Here is a 23,668-nt window from a genome sequence, read left to right on the forward strand (position 1 = left end):
CGGCAATTTATTATTTAGAGAGTTATTTTCTGGTTTTTTCTGATTTCCACCAGAGAGCTGATGCTTTCCTTGAGCTTTTCCGCTTTCATCAGCTTTTCCACAGTCGGAGTCATCCGGTAGGACCAGTTAACATCCTGGACCGTACCGGGGATGTTTATCCTCTCGAAGTGAATATCGCTGTCGCAAATGCTGCTGTCCAGAGCGAAAAAATCCTGAATCTGAATCATACAGATTGCCGACCGGCTCCTGAACAGAGCTTCAAGGAAAAACTTGACAGCTTCTTCGCCAGGCTGATCATAAGGAATCTCCTGCACATCAAGACCTGCGGCAAGAGCGGCTTTATCCTGCTCCTCAAACCACCACTGCCTCAGGGTTGTTGAGTCATGAACAGCAGGCGTACAGACTGACAGCTCTGGATACTGGCTGACTTTGGTATAGGGATCACCTTCCTGTCCCCATTCTCTGGCCCAGCGAACAACTTTGAGTCCCAGGATTCCGAGTTTCTGAAGAACGGAAGGCACACAGTCGGGGACGGCCCCCAGATCTTCCGCGCAGACAAGCATATCTGTTGTATTTTTCATAAAGGAGAGGAGATTCAGGGCATTTTCCTCCCAGATTTTCTCGGCTTCTGCACCGCATCGGGCAGAAAGCTCCTCTATTTTGCCTTTTTCCCATTGATTGAGGCTTTCGTAACCTCTTGTTTCCCGGAAAGACCAGGAAAGACTGAAATTATCATCATCTACAGGAATGAGCGTGACATTTTTAAGCATCTCTCCCAGTACGGATTTGGCTTTATCGGAAAGATCGGACCGGTAAATCACTTTCTCCGATGAATAAGTGTCATTAAAGAGAAAGAGATTTTCGTTTCCGATTCTGTCGAGACAGATATTTATGACAGACTCGGCTTCGGCTCCCAGCTTTTCTCTCAATTCGTGTTCAAAAACGTGAGGTCGGGACATCCATGTGATTCGCCCCTTATCAAAGCCGATATCTTCCAGGTCTTTTCTGGATATATAAGCTGAGGGATTGAAGTAGCCCATACTGCCCGTAACCATATGAAAGGGGATATTCCAGATACGGAAGAAACCGAGCACATGGTCAATCCTGTAGGCGTGATAGAATTTCGCCGCCTGTTTCAAACGTTTTCTCCACCAGCTGTAATCATCTTTTTTCAGATTGGTCCAATTGTAGACGGGAAACCCCCAATTCTGACCGTCTGTCGAGAACATATCCGGCGGAGCGCCCGCGGAAAGGCTGAGATCGAAAAATTTTCTATCGGCCCAGACATCGCAGCTGTCTTCATTCATCAGGATGGGTATATCTCCTTTGAGGCTGATACCCATGGAATCGAGCTTGGCAGCCGAATCCTTCAGCTGTTTTTCCAGATGATACTGGACCCATACGTGAAAGTAATTGTCCTCTTCATATTTATCCCATAGTTTGTCGAGATCTTTTGCGGAGGGATTTCTGAAGTTTTTCCAATCCTTCCATGATGCCATCAGGTTGTTCCTGCGGATTGTGGAAAAAACAGCATAATTTTTGACCCAGGGATTTTCTTTCATCCAGCCGGTGACAGCTTTGTCAGCTCTGATAGATTTTATATTGCTGTCATATATTTTTCTTAAGATTTCCAGTTTTCCCGTCAGAACGGAAGCAAAACTGACTCTTTTCAGCGGCTCCAGCTCTTTTTTCAGAGCCGCAATGTCCCCGGCGAAATCTTTCGATTCGGGTATATCTTCAAGACGCATGAAAATGGGGTGAAGGGCAAAGGCGCTTAATGCGCTATAAGGAGATTCCTGATAACCGGTATCGTTTACGGGAAGAATCTGAATCAGATCGAGATTGGTCTGACGGCACCATTCTCCCAAATGTGCCAAATCGGCAAATTCTCCAATACCGCAGCTTTTTTCGCTCCTGAGAGAAAATACGGGGACAACGACACCGGTCAATTTATGATCTACAGGGGGAAACTTCATTGTTAACCTCTTTGTTTTTATGTTTGTTCCAGCAGTCTATCATTAAAAGTGCTGCAACTCAATGGAATACGTGCAAACGGTTGCATAAAAGGTGAGTTTTCTTATGGCTGATTATTCGGGCATCGTGCCCTTATGCCCACATATGTTCCAGCTTTTCTATGAGCTTGCCATTCTGTGTATCGGGAATATGGTCTTTCAGCATGATTTCATGCAGTGACGTGATAATGAGATCCTGAACCTCATTGTCTGTGATTTTTTCCGCCATCTCCCAGAATGTTTCAATTGTTTTTACTCTTTCTTCAAAAGTTTCGAGATAGGAATCAAAAGAGTCGAAGTAAAGTTTTTCTGTCAGCTCATGAAGATCGGATACTTCCGAATCCTCAATCTTTCCGTCTGACAACAGTAGACTCTTCAGGCAGCCGGCAAAGAAAACTTTTTCTTTCTGATCCAAAAGATTTACATTTTCCATAAAAACTCCTGTACATATTGAATTTTATCACGCACAGGATTTATCTGCAAATTAATTCAGGAGCGGGAACAGGCCTCTTTGCACCAGGACCGGAATTGCGGTTCGGAAATACGTTTAAGTTTATCGTATTGCTTGTCATCCAGCTTCTTTAGAGCCTGATTGATTTTTTTGACCTCTTCTTCGGGAAGACGGCACTCCTCCGCTCTTAAAGTCAGATAAGCTATATTCTCCTCTTTTGTCATTTTTATCCCTCAGTGTATTAAAGTTCGATCCAGATAAAGATATAATTACCGTCATATAGAATCAATTACAAAATTAGAGGTGTTTGATGACCTGTAAAAGAGCCGGCTTAGTTTTATTGTCTTTATCCATAGTTATTCTACTGGGAAGCTGCAGTAAAGGGAACAGCGGATTATTCCCGGTAACCCTTAAAGGCAGAACCGGATTTATTAATAGAAAAGGAGACGTCGTCATTGAGCCCCGTTATGAGACAGCTCTGAGTTTTTCCGAAGGTCTCGCCCTGGCTGTCGAAGAGGGTAAAGGCGGTTTTATCAATTCCAAAGGAGAAACGGTTATTCCCTTTATTTATGATAATGCCTCCTCTTTCAGCGAAGGGCTGGCTATGGTTGTTCAGGATGGAAAGTGCGGCTATATCAATCAGAAAAACGAGATCGTGATACCTTTTGTGTATGATCGCGCCGGAGATTTCAATGAAAACGCCGCTTCTGTCGTTTCCGGAGATGAACATTTTTATATAAATAAGAAAAATGAGAAACTATTCGGCGGCGATTGGCTGAGCGCCACCTCATTCAGCGAGGGAATGGCCAGAATAAGCCGTGAGGGAAAAATCGGATTTATCAACAGCAAAGGGGTGGAAGTCATCGCCCCTAAATATGAATTCGCCGGAGATTTTTCCGAAGGTCTCGCGCTTGCGGTGTCCGGGGATAAAGGCGGGTATATCAATAAGGATGAGGAATTTGTTATAGAGCCTCAGTATCTCTACTCCAAAGATTTTTCCGAAGGACTGGCTTTAATCGTTTCCGAAGGCCTGGGCGGGTTTATCGATAAAAAAGGAGAACTTGTCATTGAGCCGAAGTACAGTTTTGCCGGAGATTTTTCAGACGGACTGGCAAGAGTCCGCTTGGGCAAAGATGATAAACTCGGATTTATCAATAAAGAGGGGGAATGGGTGATTGAAGCCCATTATGACTATGCCGATGATTTCCATTTCGGTATGGCTCTTGTTATCGAAGACGGATATGCGCGGTATATCAACCGGAAAGGCGAAACAATCTGGAGTTACAAAGATGAAGAAAATTGAAATACGGAAGCCCGATGATTTTCATATTCACTTAAGACAGGGGGATCTTCTGAGAATGACCGTCCCTCATTGTTCAGCATACTATGCCCGGGCCATTGTGATGCCCAATACCATTCCGCCTGTTGATTCTGTTTCGACGATGGAGGAATATCGTCGCCAGATCAATAAAATAGATCCCGGCTTTGAACCATTAATGACATTCAAGCTGCTGAAAAACATGGCGGAAGATGAAATCCGATCCCTGAAAAAAGCAGGGGCGATAGCGGGAAAACTTTATCCCGCCGGCGCGACGACCAATTCGGCTGACGGAATAACCGATTGGAGAGATATTGCCGGTTTATTGAAAGTGATGGAAGAGGAGGGATTGATCCTGAGTATTCACGGAGAAGATCCTTCAGTTTTTTCCCTCGATAGAGAGAAAGCCTATATTCCGGAGATTCTGGAGATTTGCCGAAATTTCCCAGATTTAAGGGTCGTATTTGAGCATCTTTCCAGTGCCGAAGGGGTTGAAGCCGTAAAGGAGGGTCCGGATAATCTGGCAGGAACCATTACGGTACATCACCTTTTGCTGACCCTTGATGATGTGATCGGAGGCGCTCTGAATCCCCATAATTTCTGCAAACCCGTTCTGAAAGGACCGGAGGACAGAAAGGCTATTCAGGACGTCGTTCTGGAGGGAAACGGGAAATTCTTTTTCGGTTCCGACAGTGCTCCCCATAGTTCTGACAAAAAGCTGCAGGGGGCGGCCGGTGCCTACACGGCTCCCGTGACTCTGCTTTTGCTGGCGGATTTTTTTGATGAAAAGGGAAAACTGGATCTGCTGGAGAATTTTACATCGAGGTTCGGCGCTGAATTTTACGGGATTCCCCTTAACAGGGAAAAAATAACGCTGACAGAGAAGAGCTGGACGATGCCCGATAAATATGGAGACGTCGTTCCCTTTTTCGCATCGAAAAAGATCAACTGGACAGTGAAAAACCAAAGTATCAATCAGGAGAGTTTATAAATGGCTGACGGTACGGTATTACCGGTTATTGTAGATATTGAAGGCGGTATCAGGGCGGGTGCTCTTATGAACCGCAAAGCTTTTTCCAAAAGCATAGAGACGAAAGTGCTGTGGATCGTTCATCCCGAAACCGGACGGGTTCTCCCCTGGGAGGGAGATCCTTTATATATTTCTCTGATAGAGAATAAGGGCTTTTTTTCGGCACAGCTGCCGGAGGGCAGTTCTCCCATTGCCTGTGAGCTGACTGACGGGGAGGAAGATCCGGAACTGCATGAAAATACAGCGCTGGATGCGGAGAAGGAAAAGGAGTCGAGAATCCTCTACAGTCTGGCGGAAACAATAGCCCGGCGGAAAAAAGAGATGCCTTCAGGCTCCTACACGACACATCTCTTTGAGAAAGGTCTTGAGAAGATCCGCAAAAAGGTGGGGGAGGAAGCTATTGAATTGATTCTGGCTGTCTCCAGAGAAGATATCGTATATGAATCGGCGGATCTGATTTACCATCTGCTCGTGCTGCTTGAAGCGGCCGGCGTGGATTTCCACGATCTTATGGCCGAACTCGAAAGGCGCGATTCCTAGAATGTCCTCCCGGTATCGGAGGGCGTGGCTTTCCAAATCCCTCCGATTGGTCATAGTGGCGAAATCCGCAGTCCATTGAGCCGGGAGATCGAGCTCATGTTTCAGTTATAGTCTTTTCTCGAGTACTGAATTTTCGGTTTGCTCTTCATAAAGATGGAAATGGCCCGGACGGGACATTCGTTGACACAGCGGTAGCAAAGAGTACATCGGCCTTGCTGTCCGACTCTGTTTTCTCTGATTTCCAGGTTTTCCACAGGACAGATCTGAACGCATTTCTGGCATAAGATGCAATCGCTGCTGATTTTCACAGAGTTTCTGAGCTTCACCATCATGGCTTTGCCCCAGGTCCGCTGAAGAATAAATCCGGAAAAACGGGAAAACCATTTTCTTCCGTCCCTGCATATTCCCCCGCTCCTGATCGTATCAACGGCTAAAGCGATTTTACGATCAGCCTTGACATATGATCGGGCTGTTTCGGAAAGCGGCTTGTTGAAAAAAATATTAACATCGGTCAGGTTGCTCGGCATATTGATATGAATGCTGTGGAGATGCTTAACGCCGGCTTCTTTCAGAATGTAGAAGGGGAGAGCCCCTCCGTCTCCGCTGAATAAAAGCTGGGTGCAGATCGTCGTGAGATTTTTACCTTTAAAGTCCTCAATATGGCTCTCCAGGAATTCTTTAACGATGAATGGCAGCATGCTGTCGTGGATGGGGTAGGCCAGCACGATGTTTTCGGCTTCGCCGATGATTCGGGAAAAATCGATCTCTCTGTGTTCGATCGAATGAAGGCTGTAATAACTTCCCCGTTCGTAAAGTTCAGCAAATTTGCCTATAACGTATTTGGTATTTCCCGTTCCTGAAAAATAGAGGTAGAGGTTTTTCATATCTTATCCTCCTCTGTTTGCCCGAAAGGTCTTCTGCGAAGATAACTCTTTCAATTTCAAACAGGACTGTTACAATATTCAGTATGACACACTTTGAAGAAATTGAAATACTGAACAATTTTTATCAGACTTCCTCTTTTTTCCCCATGCCGACGGTTTTAATCAGCACGTTGAGTCCTGAGGGAGAAACGAACCTCGGGGCCTATAGCCTCTGTTTTCCCTATTATATTGCGGAAAAAGATTATTTCGGAATGTTTCTGGGGGCGAGGAATTCGAGCAATACGGCGCAGAATATTCTGAGGGACAGGAAATGTGCTATCAATTTTCTGCCCGATAAAAAAAGGTATCTGAAAGAGATTGTCCGGCTCGGTTTTCCCGGGGAGGAGACTTCCGAGAAAATGAGAGAAACCATTTTTCATCTCCAGAAAGGGCTCCGCGCAGAAGAAAAAGCCGATGAATCATTTCCTCTGATCATTTCGGAAGCCGAACAGGTTTTTGAGTGCACCTGGGATGATTTCGAGACAATTCCGCCCGATGGCGATGGTGTCGTCTATCATCCTCCCTATAACCGGTATAACGGGATAACGTCGGAACACGGGGCCATTTTCATTCTGAAAATCGATAAGATCCTTCTCAGAACCAAATGGAAAAAAGCTCTTATCGAAGGCAGTTCGCATATGCCGGCTTTTCCGGTTGACTACGGGTTCAGGAATAATGCGGACTTCTGGATCTCCCCTTTCCGGAAACCTCTCCGATTTCCGATTCCGAAAGACAAAGGCGTGGGAGAGGATGTGGTCCGTGCCGCAGCCTTGAAATTGAATGAGCAGATACAATGGGATGAAGAGTGCTTCATCAGGCTCAAGAGAATTCCGAAGATATTTCTCAATACAGCTTTGAAGGGGATTCTGGAAGATGCGGAAAATCGCGGGGTTTCCCGTATAACACTTGAGCTGCTCGATGAGATCAGAGATAAGAGGAACAAGGAGAAAAAGTATAATTAAAAAAGCCCCTGTCGGTTTTGTATCCAACAGAGGCCTGTTTCATTTGAAGCAGATTATGCTTTCAGTAGCTTATTAATGGATTCAGCGGCATGCCGCCCCTGACCCATGGCGAGTATGACCGTCGCCGCTCCCAGAACGATGTCCCCTCCGGCGTAGATCCGGTCAATCGAGGTCTTGTTGTTCTCATCGACAACGATATTTCCCCACTTGTTCACTTCCAGATCGGGTGTGGAATTGCTCAGAATCGGGTTGGCGTTATTTCCCAGCGAGGGAATGCAGGCATCGAGATCTATGATGAAGTTACTACCCTCGATGGGAACGGGTCTCCGCCGTCCCGAATCGTCAGGCTCGCCCAGCTCATATTTCAGGCATTCTATTCCTTTTACGCGGCCGTTTTCATCGCCGAGAATTTTAACCGGATTGGTAAGGAAATCAAAAATGATACCCTCTTCCTTGGCATGATGGACTTCCTCCACTCTGGCGGGCATTTCGGCCTCCGTCCGGCGGTAAACGACATGGACTTCTTCGGCGCCGATGCGCTTGGCTGTCCTGGCCGCATCCATGGCTACGTTTCCCCCTCCGAAGATAGCGACTTTTTTCGCATGGTAAATCGGGGTGCGGGAGTTTGCCGTATCATAGGCTTTCATCAGGTTTGAGCGGGTCAGGTATTCATTGGCCGAGAAGACGCCGACGAGATTTTCCCCTTCTATGCCCATAAACTTGGGCAGTCCCGCACCGGCAGCAATGTAAACGGCATCAAATCCATCTTTTTCCAACAGATCCGTGAGCTTTCTCGTTTTTCCCACAAGAAAGTTGGTCACAATCTTTACGCCCATTTTTACAAGCGTATCGATTTCGATTTCAACTATTTTCTTGGGAAGTCTGAACTCAGGGATGCCGTAAACCGTAACGCCGCCGTTCTTGTGGAAGGCTTCGTAAACCGTAACATCATGTCCTTCCTTGCGAAGGTCGAAGGCGGCGGAGAGTCCCGAGGGACCGCTTCCCACGATGGCGACTCTCTTTCCGGTGGAAGGCGCCACTTCGGGAACCTGTATTTTATCGTTCTCTCTCTCCCAATCGGCAACATATCTTTCGATACGGCCGATCTGTACGGAACGCATAACATCTTTTTCCGCTTTTCCTACAGTACAGGTCGCCATACATTGGGTTTCCTGGGGGCAGACCCGTCCGCAGATGGCTGGAAGGCTGCTGCTTTCCTTGATTATGCCGATTGATTTTTCGAAATCCCCTTCGGCAGCGGCGGCAATAAATCCCGGAATATTGATGGAGACGGGACAGCCGGAAATACAGGGGGCATTCTTGCACTGGAGGCAGCGCATGGCTTCCAGTTTCACCTGGCTTTCAGTATATCCGAGTGCCACTTCCTCCATATTGTTTCTCCGGACCAAGGGATCCTGGGACGGCATTTCCTGAAGCGGAATAGCCCGTCTGGATTTAGGGTTCAATGCTGAAGGATCGATCGTCTTTATCAGTTCGTCGGCTTCTTTCGCCAGTACATCGGGGCTGACGTATTCCATTATTTCTCCCCTCCTTTGCTGTCCAGGCCGATGCGGCAGTTGTGTTCCTCTTCCTGATGTTTGTATGTATTGAGCCTGTTGATCATGTTGTCGAAATCCACAAGATGCCCATCGAACTCCGGTCCGTCGACGCAGACGAATTTGGTTTCGTCTCCGACCGTGACCCGGCAGCCGCCGCACATTCCCGTTCCGTCGATCATAATGGTGTTGAGCGAGACTGTGGTTTTCACCTTGTAAGGTTTGGTGGTGAGAGCGCAGAATTTCATCATGACCGGCGGCCCTATGGCTACGACTTCGGCGGGATCGCGGCTTTCGCAGATCTCTTTCAATGGCGCGGTTACAAGGTCTTTCCGTCCGTAGGATCCGTCGTCGGTACAAATGATCACCTCATCGGAATAAGCCCGGATTTCATCTTCCAGAATCAGAAGATCTTTGTTTCTGGCTCCGATAATGGAGATCACCTCGTTCCCTGCTTTTTTGAAAGCTTCCACAATCGGTCTCAAGGGAGCGACACCGATTCCTCCGCCGACGCAGACGACGGGCTTGTCGTATTTGACAATATGGGTCGCTTTGCCCAGTGGTCCGAGCAGACTGTCGATGTAGTCGCCTTCCGATTTTTTCCCCAGTTCTTTTGTCGAATCGCCAACAGCCTGGAAGATGATGGTTATGGTTCCCTTCTCTTCATCAGCTCCGGCAATAGTCAGGGGAATTCTTTCTCCGAACTCCTCGCTGACGATTAGAATGATAAACTGACCGGCTTTTCTCTCTTCGGCGATCAGGGGTGCCTCAATCTCCATCTGAAAGACGTCGTCGGATAATTGAATTTTTCTTATAATTTTGTTCATAGTGTTTTCCTGTTTTCAGTATCATACCATTTGTCTGATGAATCCCAAACGAACTTTTTTATTATTTATAGATAAATTTTTTGTTATTCAACTATAAGTAACAATTTATGATAGATTAGAATAATCCATTTTTTGCACTAATCTCAGCCCCGGCGGTATTTTCAGTTGACCTTTCAAAATGATCGGACGAGAATTCAGATATGAAAAATTTCCAATATTATAACCCGGTCAGAGTCGTCTTCGGAAAAGGAACCATAAGAGAGTTGAAAAAGCTTTTGCGCGATAAGAGCAAGATTCTCTTCCTCTACGGCGGCGGTTCGATCAAGAAAAACGGCGTATACGATCAGGTCGTCGAGGCATTAAAAGGCAAGGACTTTATAGAATACAGCGGGATACAGGCCAATCCCGATTACGAAGACTGCATGAACTGCGTCCTTCTGGCGGAAAAGGAGAATGTTGATTTCATTCTCTCCGTAGGAGGGGGATCGGTTCTCGATGCGGCGAAGTTCATCGCCGCGGCTATTTACTACGAAGGCGGGGAGCCATGGGAAATTCTCATCGGCAAAGGGAGGATTAAAAAGGCTCTTCCCCTCGGTTCCGTATTGACGCTTCCGGCGACGGGCTCGGAAATGAATGCCAATTCTGTCATCTCCAGACGGGAGATCGGAGAAAAGCGGGCATTCAGCAGTCCCCATGTATATCCCGAGTTTTCCATTCTCGATCCCGAAACAACTTACAGCCTCTCGAAGCGTCAGGTAGCAAACGGAATCGTCGATGCCTGGGTTCATGTGCTTGAACAGTATATGACGACAAGTCTCGATTCACCTCTTCAGGACAGACAGGCGGAAGCCGTGCTGCTCACTCTGCTGGAAGAAGGACCGAAAGCCGTTCTCAGCAATAAGGATTATGAAGTCCAGGCCAATATTATGTGGTGTTCCACAAACGCTTTGAACGGTTTGATCGGCTGCGGCGTGGATCAGGATTGGGCCACCCACGGCATCGGACATGAACTGACCGCTCTTTACGGCATCGATCATGCCCGGACTCTCGCAGTTGTTCTTCCCGGTCTATTATCATTAATGAGAAAACAAAAGGAACAGAAACTTCTGCAGTATGCCGAGCGAATCTGGGGAATCTCCATGGGCGACACCAATGTGAGGATCGATGAAGCCATAGCCAGAACCTGTCTTTTCTTCGAGTCTCTGGGAGTTGATACCCGCTATTCCGATCTGGGTATCGATGAAGATGCTCCTGAAAAAATAGCAGCCAGAATCGATGGAAGAAATGAAGTGTTCGGCGAGGGGCAGAATATCCGCGGTCCCGAAATCATCAAAATCCTGAAGAATCTTAAAGATTGATACTATTTCCGGAGGGGAATATACCTCTCCGGAATTTCCCAGATAATGATACTGCTTCCGGTTTCCCGGAAATAACCGCTTTTTATCAATTCCCTCATCGGTTCAAGCGGACCGACACCTTCTTTTGCCAGATTCAGAATATCCAACTGAAGAGCCAGTTTTAATTCCGATTCAAAATTCCAGCGGCTGTCGAAACTGTAACTCGTTCCCACGAGAAGTAGGGGGATCTCAGGATCATCAAACAAACCCAGCGAAGGGGGGGCCGCGTCTGCCAAAATCGTTTTTCTATAGCGTTCCTCTTTATTCTCCAGAGGAGGCACAAAAGCCAGAAGATCGCCTTTGAATGGCTGATACTCCGCTTCTGAGATATAGAAGCTTCGCCGTGATAAGCCATATTTTTCGATATATGGCATCACAAGACTGGATATCTCCCGGGCTGCGGCCGCTGAAGCAGCTTCCGTCCAGTGAGTATCGTATTGAAAGAATACTTTTTCTTTCAAAGAAGTCTTTTGGAAGGGTTCTCTCAGATCTGCCGCAGGGATTCCCAGATTTCTAAACCGGGCCAGCGCATCATCATATCGGTTTTCCAGGGGGGATGAAAAAGAATACAGCTGTGACTTCTCCCGGTAAATCCGGCTTTTATTGGGGATCGGCACAATGACCAGTTCTAACCCCTCGTTATCAAAAAAAGTTTTGGCTTTTTCAATTTCTCCGAAAAAATCATCATAAGTCGTTTCTGGATTCAAATCTTCATCAAACTCTTCCGAAGTGAAAAGCCAGTCTTCCCGTCCAATGAGGACTCCCCGGTTACCCTCTTTGAAGAACCGGTATTTTATTCCCGACCAGAAGCTGAGAGCCCGGTTCTGCAGAGATATGCTCTTTTCAAAGCGACTCGTCATTTCACTGATAAAGCGACCGTCGATCAGTTCCTTTTTTTCTTTTATACTGAAGTCCTCAAGATCTGTCAGTCCCTCGACTCCGGGGTAAAGGAGAAAAGCCAGGGAAAGAATGGCAAGCAGTGCAACTGCTGTTTTTTTCAATCGAATCATAGCCTTTCCTCCTAAAACCTGAAGTAGAGAAAGGGAGAGTAGCTGTCCGAAAGAATCTTCAGAACTGACAGACCCAGTAAGGCTGTATAAATAACGGCGTGGGACATTCCCTTCTCCCTGATAGTATTGAGCGCTTTATCATCGTGATACTTTTCTTCGAAAACAATAAGAAGAACAGCCACAGCTCCGGTAAAAAGGGAGAATCGGCTCAGCTGCCAGCTGACCGATGCGCTTATGGCCAGTCCGTTTAGGCCGAACATTCCGCTCAGCATGGACGTTATGCCATTGAAATCTCCCGCCCGGAAGAAAACCCAGCTGATACCGACTAATATAAGAGTCCTGACATGATGGAGGGTCTTTTTCGCTGTCGATTCCTGATGAAGGTGAAGACCGCTTTTTCTTTCGATCATAAGCCACAGGCCGTGCCATATTCCCCATAGGGCAAAATTCCAGGCTGCACCGTGCCAGAGCCCGCCGAGAAACATGACGAGAAAGAGATTCAAATAGGTTCTCCGGCTCCCTTTCCGGTTTCCCCCAAGGGGGATGTAGAGATAATCGCGGAGCCAGCGGGACAGGCTGATGTGCCAGCGCTGCCAGAACTCCGTTATGCTTGCCGACTTATAGGGCGCATCGAAATTCTTTTTAAAATGGAAGCCCATCATCTGCCCCAGACCCAGGGCCATATCGGAATAACCGGAGAAATCAAAGTAGATCTGAATGGCATAGGCCGCTGTGCCCAGCCACGATTCAATAAATGTTGGAGCGCTCTGTGCGAAAATTACGTCGGCCAGCGGCGCTACCGTATCGGCTATGAGAACTTTTTTACAGACTCCGATAGCAAAGAGAACAAAACCCTGACCGAAAAGATGAAGGTTGTGTTCCCTTTGTTTCAGCTGGTCTATTATGTCTTTGTATCGAAGAATGGGACCGGCAATGAGCTGGGGAAAAAGAGTGACATAGGTCGCCAATTCAAAAAAGCTGTCAGCCGGGGGCGCATCGTTCCGATAGACATCGATGACATAACTCATGGACTGAAAAATATAAAAAGAAATGCCGATGGGAAGAATGACCTGCTGATAGGCGAGGGGTTGTAACCCCGCCAGTTCCAGCAGAGCGTTTAAGGAATCCGCTCCGAAATTGAAGTATTTGAAGTAAGCCAGAATCGAGAGATTGGAGGCGACAGCAGTTGCGAGGAGGAGGCGCGCTTTCTTATTCTGTTCTCTGTTCCTGTACAGGGAGCGGCCAAAAAGATAGTTTCCAAGGGAGACTCCGATAAGCAGCAGGAGAAAATCCACCCGCCAGAAGGCGTAAAACAACCAGCTCCCCAGAAGTATGACAGATGTTCTCATTTTCTCCGGTACGAGGTAGTACAGGAGAAAAAAAAGAGGCATGAATAAAAAAAGGAAAGCCGGAGTGGTAAAGACCATGTTCCGTCAGGGCTCCTTTATGCCGGCAGTGATGACCATAGACCGGGGAGAGGCGTTATTGCCGTAAACAATTACAGAGGTTGATCCTCCCCGTGTCATGGGAAGCGGGCCCAGTTCAAGAATCTTTCCGCTACCGGATTTTAAAGCAAAATCAATTTCAAGCGGATTGACGGCCCGCTGAACCGATTGTCCGGGATTTATGTCTGAGAACAGATCGTCTCCTGTTTCGCTCACATAAAGAGACGCTGTCTCTTCAAGGCAATTGTAGAAATAAATCTGGTTTTTAGCCGGAGCCTCATGTTCGATATCTTCAAAAGCGAAACTACCTGCCGCAGTAAAAATGAGAGTGTAGTATTTGCCGCTCATGGGAATGATTTCCAGAAAATCATCGCCTGCCTCGATAAAATACATCCCCGGGCCGATCTGATGGTATAGGGCGCTTTCTCTGCTTTCCGCCGTGGAAAATGTTTCCGACCCGATATGAATTTCCATATTTGTCCGGGGCTCCGCAAAAATGACCCTTACGAGAGCGCTCTCCGGAGAAATTCCCGAACCGTAGAGAGACTGGGCCGCCAGGGAGATCGATACAATCCATGATAAGAGGAGCATCAGACTTACTTTTTTCATCATACTTTATTCTCCGAAGGATCTCATCCACTCTATCGAGTCGGCGAATCCGGCCATTCTGGTGTATTTGTGGGGAATTCCGGGGTAGACTTCATACTTCACTTCGCTGCCCAGCTCTCTGAGCCCGTCGACGAAAATGTCGGCGCTGGCCGTTGTAATGATAAAGTCCGTTCCTCCCTGAACAACAAATGAAGGAATACCGTGTCCCGAAAGACCGGTGTTGTTCATCGCCATATATTTGTGCATGACCGGGTAATCCTCCGCGAGATTGTCGGTATAGAGTGACCGGTAAAAATCTTCATTGAAGAGTTTCTTTGAATCATAGCCGAAGTAGTATTGGAAGACATCGACGCACATGGTAGAGGCATCTTCCTCGAAGGTTTCGAGAAAGCGTTCCTGCAGGTAATCGGCGGGATCGATTTTATCTTCGCCGTACATTTTCATATAGGTGTAAATGATTTCCGCACCATAGCAGACGCCTTCTCTGAAGAGAGCTGCGATATCATTGGTCGAGGCGTATCCTATCACTCCCGTCAGATCTATTTCGGGAGCGTATTCCGACAGCAGATCGGCGGCGGCGAATGCGGCGTGGCCTCCCTGGGAATAGCCGGCAGTAAAGGTCTGTCCGGAGAGGTTTGCCTTGAGAGATGAAAAGTCTTCGGTCTCGAAGAGGTTTTTAACGGCTCTGATGGAATCGAGCATTACGTGACCTTCGGCCAGCTTGGAAAAGTAGCGCTGCGGCCGGTCGGGATCATTGAAACCCAGATAATCGGGGAATACGGCGATAAACCCGCTGCCTCCGTAGGCCAGCATGTTCTGCTTGTACCATCCCCAGCGTCTTAATTCCGGAACTTCGAAAGAGGGCGCGCAGGCATCGGATATTCCCGTCGTGCCGGAACCGAATACGTAGAGGGGGAAATCCTCATCCACAGCCGTATCGGGTATGAACAGCTGGGCGTGTATTATGGCCTGAGAACCGTCGAAATCCGTGCTGACGAACCGGATGTGGTAGGTTCGGACACCATATTGCAGCGGCTCCATGGCATAATCTTCTATGAAGGGCTTGACCGCTTCAACCGTTTCATTCAGAGAGTAGACTTTCCTTTTCTCAACGAGGGTGATGTCTCCCGGAAGGGGGAGCTGCGGTTCTTCCGCGACTGGCTGCGGCTCAACCTGCACCTGGGTTTGGTTTTCAACCGTCTGTTCAATATCAGCGCTCTTGTTTCCGCTGCAGGAAAAAGAGAGAAGTATAAAGGGCAATATCAATAAAAAAAATAAATTACCTGTAATGGATTTCATGGTTTCCTCTTATTTCGTATGGTTTTCGATCCAGGTTCTGGATTTTTCAAAACTTATCTGTCTGGTATCGTGTCTGGCATCTTTGTAAAAGACATAATCCACCGGAACATTCATAGACCTCAGCTTTTCTACAAATTGTGTCTGTGTTTCCGGGAAAATGACGATATCGTTTCCACCCTGATAGATGGCTACGGGAATCCTCTGTCCGGCAAGTCCCGTGCTATTCATTTCCACATAATGGAAAAGGTCGGGATAATCCCTTTCAAGGGTTTCTTCTGTAAGCGATGCGATAAACTCATCCCTGAAAAGCCCCTGCGGCACATGAGGGTAATAGGACTGCATGCCGCCCACACACATCCGAAGCAGATCTCTCTCAAGATTGTCGGCAAATTTTTCTATCAGGATTTGTGACGGGTCGACATTTTCAATTCCGTATAATTGGCTGTAAGTGTAGAGAACCATAGGTGCCACATCGGAATACTCCCGGAAAAGGGAAAAAATATCTGTTGTAGGACCGTAGCCGATAATGCCGCTCAGCGACACATCGGGAGCGTATGAAAGCCTGTAATCGGCGGCGGCGAAGGCGGCATGACCCCCCTGGGAAAAGCCGGCCACAAAGTGGCTCGTATAAGAAACGGTATCCAGTTTCAGTTCCTGAAGAAGGTTTTTAAGGGCTCTTATGGAATCGAGGAGAACTCTCGCTTCACATTCGGCGACCATATAATACTGCAATCTGTCAGGATCTCCGAATCCCATATAATCGGAAAAAATCCCGATTGATCCCTGTCCGGCATGGGCCAGAACATGAGAGCGGTATAAGCCCCATCTGATTCCCAGGATGTGCTCTCTGGAAGGGCGGCAGCTGTCCCTCAGGCCCGTGGAGCCTGCGCCGAATACATAGACGGAACGGCTGTCCCTGTCTTCATAGCGGGGGATAAAAATCTGTGTCGTTATCGGAGCATCTGTGCCGTCAGGGTAAAGGCTGTTGAACTTTACCCAGTAAATATCGACAGAGTATTTCGCTTCCGGTACAACATATCCTTCAAATAGCTCCTGATTGAAGTCCTCTATCTCCCGGGGACTTAAGGTGCCTTCCAGTTCGTATGAAATGATTTCACCGGGAGCTCTGGATGATAGGGGTGAAAGAATCAGCAGTAAAAACAGAACCGGAAGGCTTTTTCTCACTGGCTGCTCTCTTCAGACGCAGCGGGAGAAGTCTCTACCATCTCTCCGTTGGTTGCCGGAGTCGTCTCCAGGTCGGGATTGTAATAGAGAATACTGAGTCTCTCATTATCCACCCTGTGCTTGAGTTTCACATAGAGCGTTTCCGTTGCCTTGTCGTACACCCAGCCATCGGAATAACGCTGAAAATTGGGGTCGCTGTTCCACTTCATGCCGTGCATATAGATCCGCACGAAAGGCTTTACCCCTTTTATGGCAAAGTGATGTATCGAACCTTTGGGAAAATTGATCGTCACTATTGTTTCCCTTGTGCTTTTCTGGATTGTCTGAGAGGAGGCTGATGTGAGAATCCAGGATCCGGCCCCGAGGATCTCATCGAGTGGTTCCTGTCTCACATAATAGGGATTTTCCGTCAGATCATAATAAAAATCTTCCGGAAGTATTGTCCCGGATTCAGAGGAGATCCTGTTGTCTTCTGTAATTAAGAAAGCCGGAATAAATGCCGACTCTCCCGCACGGCTCAGGATGGAAATAATCATTTTCATCCCGACAGTCCTGTAGAAGTCGTTATCCAGAAGATTTCCCGATCTAAGAAGCTCCCTTCCCGCACGGAATGAGCTTTCTACATTGACCTGTCCCTCTTCATCGAGAAACAGACCTTCGTCGAGCCAGTTCACCGACGGGAGAATATGCTGTTCGACAGTATCGATGATAAAAGCGTCGTAATCCCTGTCGGGATAATCATTATAGACACTGTTTATAATCTGAAGTTTCGTAATTGTCCGCCCGAGGCTGTCGCTGTCCAGAATTGACGAGGACATGGTCAGAACTTTATCTATCTGGTTTTCCAGACGATTGCTTCTCATAAAATCAAGCAGGTTTTCCCGGGACAGGATGGCCTGATTCTCGGCATCGAGCTGAGCTATAATCTCCCGGCGTTCCAGATTCTGATCACTTATCAAATCGCGTGTTTCGACGACGATATTCCCGATATAGGGAGCTGACCAGGCCGTGAGTTCGTTCTCCAGGGCGACGGAAGCGGTGCGGATGAGGCTGGCAGAGGTTCTGTAGGATCCCCTTGTCAGACTCTCAGAAAGGTAGGAACGGGCCGTCGTTTCATTAAACTGCTGCTCCCCTTCGGCATCGGTCCACATTCCCGTTTTACTGTTGAATCGGGAATTCCATCCGAAAAAGGCATTGTTGACGAAAGTGGAAACGGCTTCGCTGTATTCGGAAGAAAGATCTTCGCTGTTCTGCTCGTACCATTTTTCAGCTGTCCGCCCTTTGCTGACCAGCGTTTCCTGGATGACAAGCGTAACGGGGTTGTTGTCCGGGACAGCAATCTTTATAAAATCATTCTGGCTGTCCACGACATACTCATTGGTCATGGCCAGAAAAAAATTGGTTTCTCCGTTGCTGATAACCGGCGTATTGTCCTCTTCCGTATAACCGAGTGCGAAGCCTCTGTCCTCCTTGAACGGGAGGGACAGGCTGGTAATGGGAGGAACGGTTTCTGGCAGGTCCGCGCGGACGGAAATTTTGTTGTCGGCGAAATCTGTGCTGAATTCCAGTCTGATCTCGTTGTCAAAAAAAAGGGTGAAGCTGTTTTCCCCCTCTTCGTAATTTGTCAAAATCGATTTATGTGTGATGCCGTCGGCTGTTTCAATTGTCAGCACTTTGCGGGAGTTGAAGAGAAAACTCATACCATTGACGAACATGTTCAGTTTTTTTATTTCCGATGGTCTGACGGGAGTGCCCTTTGTAGCCTTGCCTGTCAGTTCTATATTCCCGATGGCTCTGCTGAAGCTCAGCTGCTGCGTATAGTGCATAAAAAAGAAAAACCCGGTCATCAGGATGTACAGCGCCGGAATTATGTAGAAGCGGCGTCTAATTTTTTTTTCCATAGGGAAAAATAGTATCAGCAGAAATCCAAAAATGCAACCTTGTCCAGAACGCCCAGTCACTATATATTTAAGGCCTATAGGAGATATAAGCCAATGTCACAACGGGTAAAGGGTTTGCTCATCAGCCCTTTTATTCTTTTTATAATCACATCCTGTGTCAGCTCGCCGGAAAATCCGGAAAAACCCTATACCGGCGACAAGGAGTCTTCCGCCGTTGCAGAACGGCCCGGGGAAGATCCCATAGCTTTTTATCGCGGACCGGAAGACGCTGCCGAAGCGATCCGGGTAATGGAAGAAATGGAAGATGAAAAAATGGACCGCGATTCCCGCTTCATCTACTACTCACTGCTTATTTCCAACAATGATTTGGATAAAGCGGCGGAACAGCTCGATATCCTGCTTAGTGAGAATCCCGACGACAAAGAGGTTCTGGCCGCTTATATTACCCTGGCTGACTACAGAGGAGAGAAAGACAGGAGAGATACAGCTCTCGATAATCTGATTTCTCTTGATCCCGACAGCAGTTTTGTTATTAACATGAAAGGGTCTTTCGCCCTGAGGGATGAAAAATACGGGGAAGCGGAAAAGCTCTTCCTGAACAGCCTCTCTCTGGACAGGGAAAACTCCGAGACTTATATCGGACTGGCCAACGCTTTAATGCACATAAAGGACAGGGAAGAGGAGAGCCTCCGTTTTTTTAACATGGCGGAACAGATCGATCCTGATAATCCCTACATTTACAGCGATCGATCGAGGGTCTACCGTTTTCTCAAAGATTATGGGAAGGCGGAAGATGACATTTCCAGAGCTATCGAACTCTATCCTTCTGAGTGGAATTATCTGGACAGAGCCAGAATACGGATAGGAGACCTCAATGAAAAGGATGATGCGAAAGAGGATCTTCTCAAGGTTCTCGCTCTCAATCCGGAGAATTTCTTCGCCAATGTGTATCTGGCCGGTATTTATGATGAACAGGGTGAGTATGATCTATCCCTGACTCATTACGAGAAGGTTCTTGATCTCGCTTCCGATTACAATTTCGCTTATCCGGCAATGGGAAAACTGTATTTTATTAAAGAGCGCTGGGCCGAATCCGCGGAAATGTACCGAAAGGCTGTTGAAAGCGGTCTCAATGAAATGACATATCCCCTTATGGGCTGGCTGGCTTTTTATAAAGACGGCAAAGAAAAGGAAGGACAGCGGCTGCTCAATGCCTATATCGGGAAGCTGGACAGAAGCAGTTCCCTATACGAGATGTACCGTTATTATCTCTCTCCCTCATCGCCTTATTTTGTTCAGATGGCCATTGATAAGGAGAAAGATCAGATGATGCAGGACCGTATGAAGTTCTATATGGGCATGATTGATTATCTTAAAGGTAGAAAAGACACGGCGCGGGCCATTCTTGGAGAGGTCGCTGCCAGAAAAGGGGCTCCGGAATTTGAACTGGCTAACCTCTATATGGAGAAAGAATGAAAATAGATAATATCAGTGATACGATAAACAGAATTGTGTTCGATGACAGGGAGATCCTGCTGATCGGCACGGCTCACGTATCACATGAAAGCGTTGATGAAGTAAAACAGGCTATTGAGAGTGAAGAGCCCGGAAGGGTGTGTATTGAAATTGACGAAGGTCGATATCAGTCGATAATTGATGAGGAAAGTTGGAAAAAGCTCGATATCCATCAGGCTATCAGACAGAAAAAAGGCTTTCTCATGATTGCCAGCCTTATCCTCGGTTCCTTTCAGAAGAAGATAGGGGCCGATATGGGAATCCGCCCCGGAGAAGAAATGAAAATAGCCGCGGAAGCCGCTACAGAAAAAGGCATTCCCTTTTCTTTCAGCGACAGGCCGATTCAGATAACGCTCCAGAGGGCCTGGAGAAAAAGCAACCTCTGGAACAAAATGAAGCTTCTCTCCTCTTTGATTGCTTCGGCCTTTACTACGGAGAAGGTAGAGAAAAGCGATATAGAAGAACTGAAAAACTCCAATGCCCTCCAGGGAATGATGGAAGAGCTGGCCGGTTATCTCCCTTCGGTAAAAGAAGTTCTCATCGATGAAAGAGACCGCTATCTGGCTACGAACATCTTCAACACGACTGAAAAAAAGGTCGTCGCCGTCGTGGGAGCCGGTCATGGACCGGGAATCCTGAAATGGTTCGAAAGGCTTGATAAAAAAGAAGTAGAGGCGGATATTTCCGATATTTCCGTAGTCCCGCCCAAAAGGCTATACGAAAAGGCCATTCCCTGGATTATTCCTTTTGTTATTGTGGGAATTATCACCGCGGGATTTTTCACCTCCGGTGTAAACGCCGGTTTCAATATGATACTTGTCTGGATTCTGGCCAACGGGATACCTGCCGCTTTGGGGGCTATTATCGCCGCGGCGCATCCCCTTACCATCATTATCAGTTTCGCCGCGGCACCCATAACGTCGATGAATCCGACTATCGGAGTGGGATTTGTTTCGGGGCTTCTTGAATCATCTTTCCGCAAACCGCGAATCAGGGATCTGGAAAACCTTCAGGATGATGCCGGTTCTCTGAAAGGGTGGTATGGAAACCGTGTCCTTAGAATCCTTCTGGTATTTCTCCTCTCCTCTCTCGGCAGCGCCATAGGGACCTGGTGGGCCATACCTCATCTGTCCATCCTCCTCGGATCCTGATGGAAAAGATCCTGGATCCCCAATGGAGGCTCCCCGTTAAATCGTGGTGCTCCTCCATTGAAGATTCCGCCATGAGCCAGATCGCCAATCTGGCCGGGCATCCCGCCCTTTTCAAACATATCGCTATTATGCCCGACTGCCATAGCGGTTACGGCATGCCCATCGGCGGTGTCATCGCCAGTGAAAGTTATGTGGTTCCCAATGCCGTCGGTGTCGATATCGGCTGCGGCATGGGGGCTGTCGAAACGGATCTGAACCTATCTGATATTCAGGATAACAGGACTATCCGGTCTCTGCTCGATGCGGTTAAGGCTTCTGTTCCGGTCGGTGAAGGTCATGCTCATAGAGAAGAAAAGGGCTGGGAGGGTTTCGAGGCCTTTCTCGAGTCCATACCGGACTCTCCCGGATGGTTCAGTCCCGCAGTCTGGAGCCTGGCGAAGAGGAATCTCGGAACGCTCGGCGGCGGAAATCATTTCATTGAACTTCAGCATGATGAAAACAATCGCATCTGGCTGATGCTCCACTCGGGATCGAGAAATCTCGGATACAAAATCGCCGAATTCTACAACAATCTCGCCAGGGAAAAAGAGACCCGTCCCGATGATCTGGCCTATCTCAGCGCAGACAGTCCCGGTGGAAAAGCATATATCCGCGATATGGTTTTCGCCATGGCTTATGCTGCAGAGAACAGGAGCCGGATGATGACGGCATTCAAGGAATCCCTCCTGGACCTGTTTCCCGGCGCTGCTTTTATCAGAGAGATTAATATTCATCACAATTTTGCCGCCAGAGAAAAACATTTCGGGAAGGATGTGTGGATTCATCGCAAAGGGGCCACCTCCGCCGCCGGGGGAGAGATGGGAATAATACCGGGAAGTATGGGGACGGCTTCCTACATTGTCAGAGGTCTCGGAAACCCGGAATCCTTTATGTCCTGTTCACATGGCGCGGGAAGGATTATGAGCCGAACGAAAGCCTGCCGCGAATTGTCGGTGGATGAATGTAATGCCGCTATGGGAGATATCGTCTTTGACCGGTGGCGCATGGTCGGGAAAGGAAACAGGAAAAACCGCCATATGCTTGATCTCGGAGAGAGCCCTCTGGCTTACAAGAACATTGATGATGTCATCGATGCCCAAAGGGATCTTGTCGAACCGGTTGTAAAATTGAAGCCTCTCGGAGTGATCAAAGGCTAGCCGCCATTTTACTTATGAAAGATATTGTTCAAAACGGCTTTGATTTTTTCCGGTTCTTTTCCCGGGGCGGGAGCGTAAAACTTGTTATATCCCATCTCTTTGGCGGTCTTCTCCCGCCGTTTTAAATGGGAGACTTTTCTGATTTCTCCTGCCAGGCTCAGCTCTCCCGCCGAAGCGAGTTCCGCCGGAAGGGACAATCCCGTTCTGGCGGAATAAATAGCCAGAGCCAGGGGCAGCTCAATACCCACTTCACTGATTTTTAAACCGCCGGCAATATTGATGTAGATATCCTGATCGGAAAAACGGATTCCCCCGTGCTTTTCCAGAACAGCGGCGACTCGTGAAACTCTCTGCGAGTCTATCCGGTCAGAGTAAACCCGGGAGGATCCTCCTTTGGCCGGAACAGTGAGAGCCTGTATTTCCACCATGAGAATTCGGGAGCCTTCGTATACCGATGCTATGGCTATTCCCGCGGGTATGTCTCCTTGTCTTTTTTCCAGAAAAATCCCCGAAGGATTTGTCACTTCATTCAGTCCCTTGCCGTCCATTAGAAAAAGACCGATTTCATCGATACTGCCGAAACGGTTTTTCGTGGAGCGGAGGATCCGCAGATCAGAGTCGGACTGATCAAAGTAGAGAACCGTATCAACCATGTGCTCAATGACTTTAGGTCCGGCAATGGTTCCTTCCTTCGTGACATGGGCAATGAGAAAAATGGAACTGCTGTGTTCTTTGGCCCAGCTTATCAGCTCGTGACAGCAGAATTTCAGTTGACCGACTGTGCCGGGAACAGATCCGGCTTCCGATGCGAACAGAGTCTGGATGGAATCGATAATAACCAGTTTCGGTCTGCCTTTTTCCAACTCTGTTAAAATTCGGGCGAGATCGAAATCCGTCAGAATTTTCAAATCCGAACCGGTGACACCGAGCCTGTGTGCTCTCATTTTTATCTGTCCGGGAGATTCCTCCCCCGAAACGTAAAGAACCGATTCTTTTTTCGCGGCAGTGCCGGAAAGCTGGAGCATGAGAGTCGATTTCCCGATCCCCGGTTCTCCCCCGATAAGAATGGCAGAGCCCTTCATGATTCCGCCGCCCAGTACCCGGTCGACTTCCCCTATCCCCGATCCGGTTCTTATATCCGGAGTCGTTTCAATTTTATCGATGGACTGCACGGGGGAAAGCGCGATATCCCTGCCCGCAGGAGTGGATCGGTTCTCCTCAGCCGAAACTTCGGTAAAACTGTTCCACTCGCCGCATTCGGGACAGCGTCCGAGCCATTTGGGTTCGCGATGATCACATATGCTGCAAAGAAAGACTGTCTTTTTTTTTGCCAAATCTATG

21 protein-coding genes are annotated in these 23,668 nt (G+C 47.9%); 8 read left to right on the forward strand and 13 right to left on the reverse strand.

Annotation, left to right across the window (positions count from 1 at the left end; genetic code table 11):
• Nucleotides 1-14: 14 nt before the first annotated feature.
• The 3 genes from HNR50_RS20125 to HNR50_RS20135 form a co-directional block, all read right to left on the reverse strand.
• Nucleotides 15-1,976 (reverse strand): 4-alpha-glucanotransferase, encoded by a 1,962-nt coding sequence (locus HNR50_RS20125; RefSeq protein ID WP_184748602.1) that lies wholly within the window; start codon nucleotides 1,974-1,976, stop codon nucleotides 15-17.
• 130 nt (nucleotides 1,977-2,106) lie between these two features.
• Nucleotides 2,107-2,445: a hypothetical protein gene (locus HNR50_RS20130; protein ID WP_184748603.1), complete on the reverse strand. Its 339-nt coding sequence runs from the start codon at nucleotides 2,443-2,445 to the stop codon at nucleotides 2,107-2,109.
• Between the two features lie 56 nt (nucleotides 2,446-2,501).
• The gene (locus HNR50_RS20135; protein ID WP_184748604.1) at nucleotides 2,502-2,687 is read right to left on the reverse strand and encodes a hypothetical protein; all 186 of its coding nucleotides are present in this window, start codon (nucleotides 2,685-2,687) and stop codon (nucleotides 2,502-2,504) included.
• An 86-nt stretch (nucleotides 2,688-2,773) separates the two neighbouring features.
• Here HNR50_RS20135 and HNR50_RS20140 point away from each other — a divergent pair, with 86 nt between their 5' ends.
• Genes HNR50_RS20140 through hisE form a run of 3 tightly spaced genes read left to right on the forward strand, consistent with a single transcriptional unit; the run spans nucleotide 2,774 to nucleotide 5,351 of the window.
• Nucleotides 2,774-3,766, forward strand: coding sequence for a WG repeat-containing protein (locus tag HNR50_RS20140; RefSeq protein WP_184748605.1), 993 nt, complete (start codon nucleotides 2,774-2,776; stop codon nucleotides 3,764-3,766).
• Nucleotides 3,753-4,772 (forward strand): dihydroorotase, encoded by a 1,020-nt coding sequence (pyrC, locus tag HNR50_RS20145; protein ID WP_184748606.1) that lies wholly within the window; start codon nucleotides 3,753-3,755, stop codon nucleotides 4,770-4,772. Before HNR50_RS20140 ends, pyrC begins: the two co-directional genes overlap by 14 nt.
• A complete protein-coding gene (gene hisE, locus HNR50_RS20150) occupies nucleotides 4,773-5,351 on the forward strand; it encodes a phosphoribosyl-ATP diphosphatase (protein WP_184748607.1) in 579 nt (192 codons plus the stop codon). It abuts the gene before it with no gap.
• 101 nt (nucleotides 5,352-5,452) lie between these two features.
• Here the strand turns inward: hisE and HNR50_RS20155 are convergent, their stop codons facing one another.
• Nucleotides 5,453-6,235 (reverse strand): EFR1 family ferrodoxin, encoded by a 783-nt coding sequence (locus HNR50_RS20155; RefSeq protein WP_184748608.1) that lies wholly within the window; start codon nucleotides 6,233-6,235, stop codon nucleotides 5,453-5,455.
• Between the two features lie 83 nt (nucleotides 6,236-6,318).
• On the opposite strand from HNR50_RS20155, the gene HNR50_RS20160 reads away from it, so the two are divergent.
• A complete protein-coding gene (locus tag HNR50_RS20160; RefSeq protein WP_184748609.1) occupies nucleotides 6,319-7,236 on the forward strand; it encodes a PCP reductase family protein in 918 nt (305 codons plus the stop codon).
• 53 nt (nucleotides 7,237-7,289) lie between these two features.
• Here HNR50_RS20160 and gltA read toward each other — a convergent pair whose 3' ends face one another.
• Together gltA and HNR50_RS20170 are read right to left on the reverse strand one after the other, a co-directional pair.
• Nucleotides 7,290-8,774: an NADPH-dependent glutamate synthase gene (gltA, locus tag HNR50_RS20165; protein ID WP_184748610.1), complete on the reverse strand. Its 1,485-nt coding sequence runs from the start codon at nucleotides 8,772-8,774 to the stop codon at nucleotides 7,290-7,292.
• A complete protein-coding gene (locus tag HNR50_RS20170) occupies nucleotides 8,774-9,619 on the reverse strand; it encodes a sulfide/dihydroorotate dehydrogenase-like FAD/NAD-binding protein (RefSeq protein WP_184748611.1) in 846 nt (281 codons plus the stop codon). Before HNR50_RS20170 ends, gltA begins: the two co-directional genes overlap by 1 nt.
• A gap of 200 nt (nucleotides 9,620-9,819) precedes the next feature.
• On the opposite strand from HNR50_RS20170, the gene HNR50_RS20175 reads away from it, so the two are divergent.
• Complete coding sequence (locus HNR50_RS20175; RefSeq protein ID WP_184748612.1) at nucleotides 9,820-10,977, forward strand: iron-containing alcohol dehydrogenase; 1,158 nt, start codon at nucleotides 9,820-9,822, stop codon at nucleotides 10,975-10,977.
• Nucleotides 10,978-10,979: 2 nt separating this feature from the next.
• Here the strand turns inward: HNR50_RS20175 and HNR50_RS20180 are convergent, their stop codons facing one another.
• From HNR50_RS20180 to HNR50_RS20205, 6 genes are read right to left on the reverse strand one after another with little or no spacing between them, the layout of a single operon-like run.
• The gene (locus tag HNR50_RS20180) at nucleotides 10,980-12,026 is read right to left on the reverse strand and encodes an alginate O-acetyltransferase AlgX-related protein (RefSeq protein ID WP_184748613.1); all 1,047 of its coding nucleotides are present in this window, start codon (nucleotides 12,024-12,026) and stop codon (nucleotides 10,980-10,982) included.
• Between the two features lie 11 nt (nucleotides 12,027-12,037).
• Nucleotides 12,038-13,453 carry an MBOAT family O-acyltransferase gene (locus HNR50_RS20185; protein ID WP_184748614.1) on the reverse strand — a complete coding sequence of 472 codons (1,416 nt, stop codon included), beginning with the start codon at nucleotides 13,451-13,453 and terminating at the stop codon, nucleotides 12,038-12,040.
• A gap of 6 nt (nucleotides 13,454-13,459) precedes the next feature.
• A complete protein-coding gene (locus HNR50_RS20190; protein WP_184748615.1) occupies nucleotides 13,460-14,083 on the reverse strand; it encodes an alginate O-acetyltransferase AlgF in 624 nt (207 codons plus the stop codon).
• Between the two features lie 3 nt (nucleotides 14,084-14,086).
• Entirely contained in the window at nucleotides 14,087-15,379 is a 1,293-nt protein-coding gene (locus HNR50_RS20195) for a lipase family protein (protein ID WP_184748616.1), read from the reverse strand.
• A gap of 9 nt (nucleotides 15,380-15,388) precedes the next feature.
• A complete protein-coding gene (locus HNR50_RS22500) occupies nucleotides 15,389-16,564 on the reverse strand; it encodes a lipase family protein (RefSeq protein WP_184748617.1) in 1,176 nt (391 codons plus the stop codon).
• Entirely contained in the window at nucleotides 16,561-18,465 is a 1,905-nt protein-coding gene (locus HNR50_RS20205) for a hypothetical protein (protein WP_184748618.1), read from the reverse strand. The genes HNR50_RS22500 and HNR50_RS20205 overlap by 4 nt, the downstream gene beginning before the upstream one ends.
• 93 nt (nucleotides 18,466-18,558) lie before the next feature.
• Between HNR50_RS20205 and HNR50_RS20210 the strand changes: the two genes are divergently transcribed.
• The 3 genes from HNR50_RS20210 to HNR50_RS20220 are packed head-to-tail and all read left to right on the forward strand — an operon-like array spanning nucleotide 18,559 to nucleotide 22,327.
• Nucleotides 18,559-19,941: a tetratricopeptide repeat protein gene (locus HNR50_RS20210; RefSeq protein WP_184748619.1), complete on the forward strand. Its 1,383-nt coding sequence runs from the start codon at nucleotides 18,559-18,561 to the stop codon at nucleotides 19,939-19,941.
• Nucleotides 19,938-21,131, forward strand: coding sequence for a TraB/GumN family protein (locus HNR50_RS20215; RefSeq protein ID WP_184748620.1), 1,194 nt, complete (start codon nucleotides 19,938-19,940; stop codon nucleotides 21,129-21,131). Before HNR50_RS20210 ends, HNR50_RS20215 begins: the two co-directional genes overlap by 4 nt.
• Nucleotides 21,131-22,327, forward strand: a complete 1,197-nt coding sequence (locus HNR50_RS20220) for an RtcB family protein (RefSeq protein WP_184748621.1) — start codon at nucleotides 21,131-21,133, stop codon at nucleotides 22,325-22,327. Before HNR50_RS20215 ends, HNR50_RS20220 begins: the two co-directional genes overlap by 1 nt.
• A gap of 8 nt (nucleotides 22,328-22,335) precedes the next feature.
• On the opposite strand, the gene radA is transcribed toward HNR50_RS20220, so the two are convergent.
• A complete protein-coding gene (gene radA / locus HNR50_RS20225; protein WP_184748622.1) occupies nucleotides 22,336-23,661 on the reverse strand; it encodes a DNA repair protein RadA in 1,326 nt (441 codons plus the stop codon).
• Nucleotides 23,662-23,668: the final 7 nt, after the last annotated feature.

Source organism: Spirochaeta isovalerica, assembly GCF_014207565.1.
Taxonomy (GTDB): Bacteria; Spirochaetota; Spirochaetia; order DSM-2461; family DSM-2461; genus Spirochaeta_F; species Spirochaeta_F isovalerica.